Origin of the sequence: Pseudomonas atacamensis, assembly GCF_017167965.1 — a bacterium.
GTDB lineage: Bacteria > Pseudomonadota > Gammaproteobacteria > Pseudomonadales > Pseudomonadaceae > Aquipseudomonas > Aquipseudomonas atacamensis.
This window is the reverse complement of record NZ_CP070503.1, coordinates 5,509,228-5,520,417: the sequence shown is the minus strand read 5'-3', so window position 1 is coordinate 5,520,417 and position 11,190 is coordinate 5,509,228. Positions and strand designations below refer to the sequence as shown.

Sequence of the window (11,190 nt, the reverse complement as noted above, 5' to 3'; positions counted from 1 at the left end):
CCTGCTCGGGCTCGATGCTAATTTGCCTGACGATCTCGGAGGGCGAATCTTGAGCACGAAAAAAATTCTGATGCTGGGCGTAATTTCTGTGGTGCTCTCAGGCTGTGGCAGTGTCTCGACCGTTTTACAGGGCGACGCCGATGCTGCCCGTGACCTGCGCAAAAAGAAGACCTACTGCCAATCGATTCCGCGCATCTACAGTGGCCTGGCCTTCGATTTTTGCACTCTGAATGCGCCGCCTGATCCTACGGGAATGCTGGCGCCGTTTGTGTTGTTCGATCTTCCGCTGTCTGCCGTGTTCGATACACTTTCGCTGCCTTACACTGTCTATCGGCAGATTACCGATTCAAATCTGAGTATTTACTGGCGCAAAGACGGCTATTGAGTCGTTGAACCTGTTGATTCGGACCAATCGTGCAGGTGGCAATTCGCACAAGGTAATTCCCGTCATGTTTACGCTATAATCCCGCCCTTTAGCTGTCACTCGCCCTGTGCGAGGGCACATCAATTTTCAAGGCGCATCGCGCCTGCATGCAGACTAAAGAGGCTAGACCCCTGTGGCATTGACGATTCTTGGCCTGTCCGGCGCCCTTAGCCATGATCCTTCCGCAGCGTTGTACATCGACGGCAAGCTGGTCGCGGCGGCTGAGGAAGAGCGCTTCGTACGCGATAAACATGCAAAGAACCGCATGCCCTACGAATCGGCGAAATTCTGCCTCGAGCAAGCCGGCATCAAACCTTCCGACGTTGATGTGGTGGCGATTCCTTTCGCTCCGATCAGCCTGTTCGGCAAGGCCCGCTGGCACTACGCCAAGCGCTACTGGTACGCCCCGGATCGCGCTCTTGATGCGATCCTGATGGGCAACCGCCGCTACAAGCGCTATCGCAACAAGATCGTCTGGTGCCTCGAGCAACTGGGCTTCGATCCGAAGAAAATCAAGATCGAGCCGGTCGAACATCACTTGGCTCACGCCTCCAGCGCCTATCACTGCTCGGGTTTCAAAGAGAAAACCGCGATTCTCGGCATCGACGGCAAGGGTGAATACGCCACGACCTTCTTCGGTTACGGCGAAAACGGCAAGATCCACAAGATCAAGGAATTCTTCGACCCGGATTCCCTCGGTGGTTTGTACGGTGCGATCACTGAATTCCTCGGTTTCGAGATGCTCGACGGCGAGTTCAAGGTCATGGGCATGGCGCCGTACGGCGATGCCAGCAAGTACGATTTCTCGCGTCTGGCCTCGTTCGAGAATGGCGAACTGGTGATCAACACCGACTACGCCAACGTCATCGGCCTGCGTCGCTATAAAGAGAAGGGCAAGGGTTTCTACTTCTCGCCGAAGCTGATCGAGTGGCTGGGTCCGAAGCGCGAAGGCGACATCGCTGATGAGCCTTACATCCACTACGCCGCGAGCATGCAAGCGCTGTTCGAGAAGCTGGCGCTGCAGATGATCGACTACTACCTGGGCGACGTGCTCAAGGAAACCGGCAAACTGGCTTTCGCCGGTGGCTGTGCGTTGAACGTCAAGCTGAACCAGAAAATCATCGCCCGCGACGACATCAAAGAGCTGTTCGTACAGCCTGCGTCCGGCGATGCCGGCACCGCGGTCGGCGCTGCCGCTTACGTGTCGCACGCCCGTGGCGTACCGGTCGAGAAGATGGAACACGTCTACCTCGGCCCGTCTTATAGCAACGAAGACGTCATTGCTGCGTGTGCCCGCCACGAGAACAAGCCGACCTGGCGCAAGCTCGACAACATGCCGGAGCAGATCGCCCAGATCATGGTCGATGGCAACCCGGTCGCCTGGTTCCAGGGCCGTATGGAATTCGGTCCGCGCGCGTTGGGTGGTCGTTCGATCATCGGTTGCCCGAGCGTGGCCGGTGTCGCCGACCGCATCAACCATCAGATCAAGTTCCGCGAGCGCTGGAGGCCTTTCTGCCCGTCGATGCTCGACACCGTCGCGCCGCAGATGATCAAGATCGACCACCCGGCACCATTCATGACTTTCACCTTCGAAGTCGCCGAAGAATGGAAAACCCGCGTGCCGGAAGTTGTCCATGAAGACGGTACTTCCCGTGCCCAAGTGCTCAAGCGCGAATACAACCCGCGCTACTACGACATGATGAAGGCGCTGGAAAACCTCACCGGCAATGGCGTGTCGCTGAACACTTCGCTCAACCGTCGCGGCGAGCCGATGATCTGCTCGCCGACCGACGCGCTGAACATGTTTTTCGGCTCTGACCTGCAATATCTGATCATGGAAGATATTCTTGTCGTCAAAGAAGGCGTGCAAGGAAACGGTCTTGACTGAAACACTGATCAGCGTCGTCATTCCCGCGTACAACTACGCCGATTCGCTGCCTCGGGCTGTGGAGTCGGTGTTGCTGCAGTTGCATGAAGCGACGGCGGATCTGCTGGTTATCGATGACGGGTCCACTGACTCGACGCCTGAGGTAATGCAAGCGTTGCTGGCCGAACATGCCGGGCGTTTTCGTGCCATACGCCAAAGCAATGGCGGGCTGTCTTCAGTGCGCAATCGCGGGATCGAGGAAACCACCGGGCAATTTCTGATTTTTCTCGATGCAGATGACGAGATGGCTCCCGGTGCTCTTGGAGCGCTATCGCAACACATCGCCAGTCATCCTGACACGCGGATGATCATCGGCGCTCATTGGTCGATCTTCTCTGGTGGCAAGCGCAGCCTGCAGGCTGTCAAGCCGTTGCCAGCCACAGTGCGACAGCGGGTCAGGGGCTATCTGCTGGACAAGACTGTGTCGATCTCCAACGGGGCCTGCGCAATGCATCGTGAGGTATTCGCACCGGGCAATTATCCCGAGCACCTGCGCAATGTCGAAGATCTGCCGGTGTTTGCCCAGGTGTTGGCGCGCTTTCCCTGCACGGTGATCGAGCAGCCACTGGCGCTCATTTACAAGCACGCCGACAGCATGCGCCATGATCTGCGCCAGAGCCTGGCAGCGGGTACCGAGCAGGTGGTTGCTGAAGTTTTTTCCGGTCAACGGATGCCACAAGAGTTCCATGATTTGCGCCAGGCTTATCTGGCGCAGCGTTGTCTGTCGTTGTTCCGAGATTGCTACTCCCATGGGGAATATGCGTTAGCGAAAACGTTCTATAAGCAAGCGTTACGCGCCGACTGGCGCATCCTCGGGCGCTGGTCATACATGCGCAAAGCCTTGCGTCTGCTGTTCAAATAAAGCGATTGTTGTTTTTTTGCGTACCTGTGGCGCGTGATGTTGAGGGGGATGGGTGAAAGGTACGGATAGTAAATGGGCGGTCAAGGCAGCTCGGGTAATCGATGAGCGGCCGGTCAGTGTCGCGTTCTGGGCAAGCATTCTCCTTTCATTGATCGCCGTGTGGGGTACCGCAACGGTCGGTCGCGATGCCGCGCTGTACATCGATATCGCCCATCAGGTTGTCTTGCACGGGGTCGACGTGGCCTGGGCGCATTTCGACTGGCCGTGGTTCTCCATCCTTCTGGCGCTGACCCATCGCTTCCTGCTGTTGCCGCTGGAGTTGAGCGCCTATCTCTGGTGCGCTCTGTTTTTTGCCGGAACCAGTGCCTTGATGGTCGATTGTATCCGTCGACGATCTCCCGAGCTTGCCGGCTGGGCGTGCCTGATTGTGCTGGCGATGCCAGCGGTCAATGCCTTTCGAAATGACATCATCCGCGAATGCGGTTTCTGGTTTTTCTGCACGCTGGCGTTATGGCAGGCGTTGCGTTGGCAAGCCTTGGGCGGCTGGATCAGGGCGGGTCTGATCCACTTGGCCATCGTGGCTGCTGCGCTGTTCCGGCTGGAGGCATTGCTGTTATTGCCGGCGCTCGGGCTGTGGCAATTGCCGGGTCTGTGGCGCTCTGGCCAGCGCACCCGTCTGCTGCAGTTTGCTCTGTTGCCGGTAATAGGGCTGCTGGTTGCATCGGCCTTCGGTTTTTTCATGTCGGCGCGCTTCCTTCTGTATCTGGACATGATTGCACCGCAGGGCGTCTACGAGTCGTTTCAGATGCTGTCCGAACAGTTCGGCAACTCTCTGATCAACAAGTATTCCCAGGATGAAGCCGGGCGCATCGTGTTCTTTGGCCTGCTGGCGACGATGACGATCACATTCGTCAAGCTGATGGGGCCGTTCGCTGTGCCCTTTATCCTGCGTCGCAACTGGGGAGTATTGGGTGTTTATTGGCGTGACTATCGTCCTTTCGCCTGGGCGGCGCTGCTATATCTCGTTGTGCTGATGCTGTTTTTCATCAAGCAGCAATTCATGAACGCCCGCTATCTGAGTTTCCTGAATTTGCTGTTCGTACCGGTACTGGCGATGGCGCTGGCGGCATTTGCCCGGCAGTTTCCGCGCTGGACCAAAGTCCTGGTCGTGGCAGCGTTGCTGGTGATGCTGTCAAATGTGATCTCCACGGGTGCAGGCAAGACCCATTACGTGGCTGCCGGTCGCTGGGTGTCTGCGCACGTCGAACCTGATACCAGCGCATGGTTCGAAGACGGTCGCATCAGCTATTACGCCGGGCGCGGTTATGTATTGCCGACGCTCACACGTGAACAGGCCATGTCACCGGAGCACGCCGATGAATATCGCTATTTCCTGATCGAGGGGAAAGGTGATGAACCTTGGCTGGGCGAATGGCTGGTGGCGCACAAGATGCGCATCATTGAGCGCTTCGCCAATCGCAAGGGTGCGACGATTCTGGTGATCGGCAAGTAAGGCTCAATTCAGCAGCAGGCGCAGGCGTTCCATCAGCGCAGCTTGTCGCTTGCTCGGCAATGCCTGGCGATAACCCTCAAGAAAAGTTCTCCCGGCGTCGCTGCCGAGCAGCCATTGCCGGTCTTGTTTGTAGCGCAGCAAGTGGGCGAAGTTGCGCAGTCGCTTGCTGTCGCTCAGGGCGCGCCTCTGGCAGCGCAGGTCGGCGATGTCGATCAATCCGAGCTGATTCTGCGGCGTGAGCACGACATTGCCGAAGTGCAGGGACCGGAAGTACACGCCTTTTTCGTGCAGTTGCGCAATAAATGCCCCCAACTGACTGCGCAACGTCTCGGTTTCTTCGGGCGTGCCCTGCAATTGCCGTACGGTTTCGCCCGCCAGCGGTGCGTAATACACGCCATCGCGCTGAATGCTTGGAATGCGATAAACCGCGATCACGTTCGGACAGAGGATGCCGCGCTGCTGCAACGCCTTGGTATTGTTGGCGAAGCGCTGGGCGTAGGGAAAGAACAGCGCCGAACTCAGCAGGCGTTTGCGGCGGAACAGCTTGAGCATGTGACCGTCGGCCAACCTGAGCACCTTGTCGCCGGAACCGTCGGCTTCGAGTACCTGAGCACCCTTGCGCAGTGCCTCGTAAGTGCTGTGATCAATCGATTGCATGCCTGACTCCCCATCGTGAGCCGGCTATCTTAACCGACTTGCCCAATGGCTGGCGCCCGGTGATGTTGATCGGCGCAAAAGGGCCTGTGATATCATCGCCGCCTCACTGATTTACGCGGATTCCCATGAGCAGTCCTGAACCGAAAGCCCAGTCAACGCTGGCGATCTACTTCCGCCTTTTGGCTTACGTGCGTCCTTACGCCGGCCTGTTCATTCTGAGTATCGTTGGCTTTCTGATCTTCGCATCGACCCAACCGATGCTTGCCTACATCCTCAAATATTTCGTCGACGGCCTGGCTAATCCGGAGGCCAGCCTGTTTCCCGGCAATCCTTATCTGGGCAAGTTGCAGTTGCTCGAAAGCGTGCCGTTGCTGATCGTGCTGATTGCCGTGTGGCAAGGCGTCGGTTCGTATCTGGGCAACTACTTTCTGGCGCGGGTCTCTCTCGGCCTGGTGCATGACCTGCGTGTGGTTCTGTTCAACAAGCTGCTGGATCTGCCCAACAGCTATTTCGACAAGAACAACTCCGGCCACCTGATTTCCCGCATCACCTTCAACGTGACCATGGTCACCGGAGCGGCCACCGACGCGATCAAAGTGGTAATCCGCGAAGGCATGACGGTAATTTTCCTGTTCTGCACCCTGTTGTGGATGAACTGGAAGCTGACCCTGGTGATGGTCGCCATCCTGCCGGTGATCGGCCTGATGGTGAACAGCACCAGCAAGAAATTCCGCAAGCAGAGCAAAAAGATTCAAGTGTCGATGGGCAACGTCACGCATGTGGCGTCCGAGACGATTCATGGTTACCGCGTGGTTCGCAGCTTTGGTGGTGAAACCTATGAAAAGGTGCGTTTCCACGACGCCAGCCAGAGCAATACCGACAAACAGCTGACCATGACCAAGACCGGTGCGGTATATACGCCGATGCTGCAATTGGTGACATATAGCGCCATGGCGGTGGTGATGTTTCTGGTGCTGTACCTTCGTGGTGATGCATCGCCTGGTGATCTGGTGGCCTACATCACCATGGCCGGCCTGCTGCCAAAACCGATTCGCCAGCTCTCGGAAGTCAGTTCTACGATCCAGAAGGGCGTGGCCGGTGCGGAGAGCATTTTCGAGCAGCTGGACGAGCCGGCAGAAGTCGATAACGGCACGGTCGAGCGAGACCGCCTGCAAGGTCGCCTCGAAGTGCGCAATCTCAGCTTCAGTTATCCCGACAGTGACAAGAAGGTCCTTGATGACATCAGTTTCGTCGTCGAACCGGGACAAATGGTCGCGCTGGTCGGTCGTTCCGGAAGTGGCAAGTCCACCTTGGCCGGTCTGATTCCACGCTTCTACCAGCACGAGCAGGAACACGGGCAGATTCTGCTCGATGATGTGCAGGTGCAAGACCTCACTCTGCGCAGCCTGCGTCGGCAGATCGCCCTGGTGACCCAGCAGGTCACCCTGTTCAACGACACGGTGACCAACAACATCGCTTACGGCGACCTGGCCGGGGCGCCGTTCGAAGAAGTCAAACGCGCGGCCACCGAAGCCTACGCCGATGAATTCATCATCAAGATGCCGCAGGGCTATGAAACCCTGGTCGGTGAAAATGGTGTGTTGCTGTCCGGTGGTCAGCGTCAGCGCATCGCCATCGCACGTGCATTGCTCAAGGATGCGCCGCTGCTGATTCTCGATGAGGCCACGTCGGCCCTCGATACCGAATCGGAACGGCATATCCAGGCGGCTCTCGATCATGTGGTGCAGAACCGCACGACGCTGGTCATCGCGCACCGTTTGAGCACCATCGAAAAGGCCGACCTCATTCTGGTCATGGACGAAGGCAAGATCGTCGAGCGCGGCACCCATACCCAACTCCTGGCGCAGAATGGCTATTACGCACGCTTGCACGCCAAAGAGTTCGAAGAAGGCGACGAGCCGCAACCGACCCATGTGACCGACCTATGCTGACGGCGTTTCGCGTTTGGCGGGAGCGCGGCTGGAGCGAGATTGATCAGGCAGCCTACGCACAGGCATGGCAGCGCTTCGGTGGCAGTTTTGCAACTCATCCTGAAGTGGTGGAGCGGCTGTCGGCGTTTATCGGCATCAAGCTGCACTACCTGGGCTGGGTCGTCGATGGCGAAGTCGTCGCGGCTGTTGCTTGCTGGGGCAGGCACGCCGCGCTGTCCAAGGAAGTGCTCAAACGCGAAGGCAAGCGTGGGCTGCTGGACATAGGCAATGCCGAACTGATTCTGCCGATTGCTGCGGATGTCGTGGTTCCGGTGCGTCAGCGTATGGCCTATGTCTCGCAGCTCAACGCCGAGCAGATCAGCACCCTGCGCGCTCAGCCCGAAGGGCTGGCACTGGCGCGGCTGCCTGAAGATTATTCGAAGAAGTTTCGCTACAACCAGCGTCGCGAACAGCGCCTGCTGGAAGAGGCGGGTGGTGCGCTGATTCCGATGTCCGACTTGACGCCGCAAGAGCAGGCCGCCGCTTATGGTGATCTGTTCCAGCGCCGCTGGGGTTTCGAGGTGCCTGGCAAGGCCGGGCTGGTCGAAGTGTTCACGCTGCTGCGCGAGTTCATGACCGGTTCGGTAGTGGTGCTCGAGTCGGCGCCGGTCGCCATCCAGATTCTCTACCGTGTCGAAGCGCCGCAATGGGTATCGCTGGAATACGTCAACGGTGGTGTCGACCCGCAAAGCCGCGAGTTCAGTCCCGGCAGCGTGTTGAGTTTCGTCAACACCCAGCAGGCCTGGGCGGATGCTCAGGCACTGGGCAAGACACTGCGCTATTCGTTCGGCCGTGCCGACCGCGAATACAAGGATCGCTGGTGCCACACGGTGCCCGTCTACAAGGTCTGAAACCATGACTGCTCGCAAGCAACAGCTCCTGAAAGCCCATCGACGCAGCAAGCGCTTGTTCCTGATTGCGTTCTTGGTCGTGCTGTTGGCGGCCGGCTTCTTGCTGGGCTGGTGGCTGGTGCCGGTGCTGCTGGTCTTGGCGTGGGTGGCGCATGAGGCATGGTTTGCCGACCATCTGTTCTATCGCGCAAGCGACGACTATCAGTACAGCTTTCCCAGCGGTACGCCGCGTCAATCCGTAGAACTGGATGCTGGAATCGTGCGTCTGAGCGAGCCGCTGGCGCCGGGTGAAACGCTGCTGCTGGAGCTCAAGATAACGGCCAAGTGGCTGGGCCGCTGGCGGGATCCTTATGTCGAACTGGGGGGCGATCGCCAGGATCTTGAGCGTGGCGTCGGCGGGCGGCGCTTTCTCAATCTGTCCGGGCAGGCGGCGGCGCTTGGCGACAATACCCTGACAGTGCGTGGTAAGCATTGCACGCTGAGTTCCGGCGGCACACTGTGGATCATGCGCAATCCCGATTACGCGCAGCAACGGGTCATGGTCATCGCGCCCCACGCCGATGATGCCGAGTTGGCGGCTTTCGGGCTTTACAGTCGCTGCAAAGAAGCGAGCATCGTCACCCTGACCCAGGGCGAAATCGAGGCCGAAGACTTCCAGCGCCTCGGGCTGGACAAGGCTCAGGCTGCTCGCTTGAAGGGCAGGCTGCGCGGTTGGGACAGCCAGAGCATTCCATTGTGGGGCGGGGTGCCGGCCAGTCATTGTGTGCAGCTGGGCTACTACTGCCTGCAATTGCCGGCGATGGCCGAGGAGCCGGGTAAACCATTCGGCTCGCGGGAATCCGGCGAAAACGATGTGCGCAGTGTTCGGCAGCACAATCCGATCAAACTCCCCGGCGATGTCGATGGTGCGCCGACCTGGATCAATCTCGTCGGTGATATACGGCAATTGCTCGAGCACTTTCGGCCCGAAGTCGTTGTCACTCCGCATCCCGAACTGGATCCGCACAGCGATCACGTCGCTACTACCCGTGCTCTGCTGGAAGCCATCGCCGCCAGTACGTGGAAACCGTCGACGTTGCTGATGTACGCCAATCATCTGCATGACAATGACCGCTGGCCCATGGGCCCGGCCGGTGGCGGTATCGCGCTGCCGCCGGCAGTCGAGCCGTTGCCGTCCGATCGTCTGTGGAGTCCATTGCTGTCAGCGGATGCGCAGTTGGACAAGGCGATGGCGCTGGCCATGGAGCATGACCTGCAGGGCCCGCTCGGATTCAAGCGGCAGTCGCGCCGGGTGATCCAGCAAGTGCTGGCCGGACGTCGCTGGCCTGTCACAGGCAGTAACGAGTTTTTCCGCAAGGCTGTTCGCCGCCACGAACTGTTCTGGGTCCGCGACCTTTCAGATTGAGGCGGACGGCGCTTTACCCTGTGTTAATATCGCGCCCCTGTTCATTTTGTATGTGGGTTGCTCCATGAAGTTGTCCATGCCGCGTTTCGATCAAGCCCCTGTCTTGGTAGTCGGCGATGTCATGCTCGACCGTTACTGGCATGGCGGAACCTCACGGATTTCCCCTGAGGCGCCGGTGCCGGTGGTCAAGGTCGAGCAAATCGAAGACCGTCCGGGCGGTGCCGCGAACGTTGCCCTGAACATTGCCGCACTGGGTGCGCCGGCGTCGCTGGTCGGTGTGACCGGTGATGACGAGGCCGCCGACAGCCTGAGCAACAGTCTCAAGGGCGCCGGCGTACGTGCCCTGTTCCAGCGCATTGCGCACCAGCCCACCATCGTCAAGCTGCGGGTCATGAGCCGGCACCAGCAATTGCTGCGTATCGACTTCGAAGAACCGTTCGCCACCGATGCGCTGGCGCTCGGCTCGCAGGTCGATGACCTGCTCGAAGGCATCAAGGTGCTGGTGCTTTCCGACTACGGCAAAGGCGCGCTGAAAAACCATCAGGCGCTGATCCAGGCTGCTCGGGCGAAAAACATCCCGGTACTGGCCGACCCGAAGGGCAAGGATTTTTCGATCTACCGTGGCGCCAGCCTGATCACCCCGAACCTGAGCGAATTCGAAGCCATCGTCGGCGGTTGCGTTGACGAACACGAACTCGTCAGCAAGGGCGCAACGTTAATGCACGATCTGGAGCTGGGAGCACTGCTGGTCACCCGTGGCGAACACGGCATGACCCTGCTGCGCCCGGATCAACCGGCGTTGCATTTGCCAGCGCGTGCCCGGGAAGTGTTCGATGTGACCGGCGCCGGCGACACCGTGATTTCGACCCTGGCCGCTGCGATTGCTGCCGGTGAGGATCTGCCACACGCCGTGGCCCTGGCCAACCTGGCGGCGGGGATTGTGGTCGGCAAGCTTGGTACCGCGGCCATCAGTGCCCCGGAACTGCGCCGCGCGATTCAGCGTGAAGAAGGCTCCGAGCGCGGTGTGCTGGGCCTTGAGCAACTGGTGCTGGCCGTCGCCGACGCCCGTGCGCATAACGAACGAATTGTCTTCACCAATGGCTGCTTCGACATCCTGCACGCCGGCCATGTGACTTATCTTGAGCAGGCACGAGCCCAAGGCGATCGACTGATTGTCGCAGTCAACGACGATGCTTCGGTCAGTCGCCTGAAAGGCCCCGGTCGCCCGATCAATAGTGTCGACCGGCGCATGGCGGTTCTGGCGGGCCTCGGTGCCGTGGACTGGGTCATCAGCTTCCCGGAAGGCACGCCAGAGAATCTGCTGCGCGAGGTCAAGCCGGATGTGCTGGTCAAGGGTGGCGATTACGGCATCGATCAGGTTGTCGGTGCAGATATCGTCACCGCTTATGGCGGTACCGTGAAAGTGCTAGGACTGGTGGAAAACAGCTCGACGACCGCAATTGTCGAAAAAATCCGCAGTCGCTGATCAGATGAATTTTTACCGTTGTGTACCGCGTGTGAACGGATTTTGCCTTGGGGATTTCACCGTTTCCGTCGATG

The 11,190-nt window shown here is 59.1% G+C and carries 9 protein-coding genes; 8 read left to right on the top strand and 1 reads right to left on the bottom strand.

Annotation, left to right across the window (positions count from 1 at the left end):
- The first annotated feature begins 70 nt into the window (after positions 1–70).
- The 4 genes from JWU58_RS25045 (at position 71) to JWU58_RS25030 (ending at position 4,726) form a co-directional block, all read left to right on the top strand.
- Entirely contained in the window at positions 71–385 is a 315-nt protein-coding gene (locus JWU58_RS25045) for a YceK/YidQ family lipoprotein (protein WP_390896789.1), read from the top strand.
- A gap of 172 nt (positions 386–557) precedes the next feature.
- Entirely contained in the window at positions 558–2,312 is a 1,755-nt protein-coding gene (locus tag JWU58_RS25040) for a carbamoyltransferase family protein (RefSeq protein WP_076565313.1), read from the top strand.
- Positions 2,305–3,213, top strand: coding sequence for a glycosyltransferase family 2 protein (locus tag JWU58_RS25035; RefSeq protein ID WP_123443975.1), 909 nt, complete (start codon positions 2,305–2,307; stop codon positions 3,211–3,213). Before JWU58_RS25040 ends, JWU58_RS25035 begins: the two co-directional genes overlap by 8 nt.
- Positions 3,214–3,265: 52 nt before the next feature.
- Positions 3,266–4,726, top strand: coding sequence for a hypothetical protein (locus tag JWU58_RS25030; RefSeq protein ID WP_123443974.1), 1,461 nt, complete (start codon positions 3,266–3,268; stop codon positions 4,724–4,726).
- A 3-nt stretch (positions 4,727–4,729) separates the two neighbouring features.
- Here JWU58_RS25030 and JWU58_RS25025 read toward each other — a convergent pair whose 3' ends face one another.
- On the bottom strand, positions 4,730–5,383 hold the full coding sequence (locus JWU58_RS25025; RefSeq protein ID WP_206421164.1) for a lipopolysaccharide kinase InaA family protein: 654 nt from the start codon (positions 5,381–5,383) through the stop codon (positions 4,730–4,732).
- A gap of 125 nt (positions 5,384–5,508) precedes the next feature.
- Between JWU58_RS25025 and msbA the strand changes: the two genes are divergently transcribed.
- The 4 genes from msbA to hldE all read left to right on the top strand — a co-directional run bounded on the left by msbA (position 5,509) and on the right by hldE (position 11,116).
- Complete coding sequence (gene msbA, locus JWU58_RS25020; RefSeq protein WP_206421163.1) at positions 5,509–7,335, top strand: lipid A export permease/ATP-binding protein MsbA; 1,827 nt, start codon at positions 5,509–5,511, stop codon at positions 7,333–7,335.
- Entirely contained in the window at positions 7,329–8,225 is an 897-nt protein-coding gene (locus tag JWU58_RS25015; protein WP_206421162.1) for a GNAT family N-acetyltransferase, read from the top strand. Before msbA ends, JWU58_RS25015 begins: the two co-directional genes overlap by 7 nt.
- A 4-nt stretch (positions 8,226–8,229) precedes the next feature.
- Positions 8,230–9,630: a PIG-L deacetylase family protein gene (locus JWU58_RS25010; RefSeq protein ID WP_206421161.1), complete on the top strand. Its 1,401-nt coding sequence runs from the start codon at positions 8,230–8,232 to the stop codon at positions 9,628–9,630.
- 64 nt (positions 9,631–9,694) lie between these two features.
- Positions 9,695–11,116 carry a bifunctional D-glycero-beta-D-manno-heptose-7-phosphate kinase/D-glycero-beta-D-manno-heptose 1-phosphate adenylyltransferase HldE gene (gene hldE, locus JWU58_RS25005; protein ID WP_076565323.1) on the top strand — a complete coding sequence of 474 codons (1,422 nt, stop codon included), beginning with the start codon at positions 9,695–9,697 and terminating at the stop codon, positions 11,114–11,116.
- The last annotated feature ends 74 nt before the right edge of the window (positions 11,117–11,190 follow it).

Bases quoted from the DNA above. Each gene is read 5' to 3' on its own strand.
- JWU58_RS25045 (WP_390896789.1), top strand. From the start codon at position 71: ATGCTGGGCGTAATTTCTGTGGTGCTCTCAGGCTGTGGCAGTGTCTCG.
- JWU58_RS25025 (WP_206421164.1), bottom strand. From the start codon at position 5,383: ATGCAATCGATTGATCACAGCACTTACGAGGCACTGCGCAAGGGTGCT.
- msbA (WP_206421163.1), top strand. From the start codon at position 5,509: ATGAGCAGTCCTGAACCGAAAGCCCAGTCAACGCTGGCGATCTACTTC.
- JWU58_RS25015 (WP_206421162.1), top strand. From the start codon at position 7,329: ATGCTGACGGCGTTTCGCGTTTGGCGGGAGCGCGGCTGGAGCGAGATT.
- JWU58_RS25010 (WP_206421161.1), top strand. From the start codon at position 8,230: ATGACTGCTCGCAAGCAACAGCTCCTGAAAGCCCATCGACGCAGCAAG.
- hldE (WP_076565323.1), top strand. From the start codon at position 9,695: ATGAAGTTGTCCATGCCGCGTTTCGATCAAGCCCCTGTCTTGGTAGTC.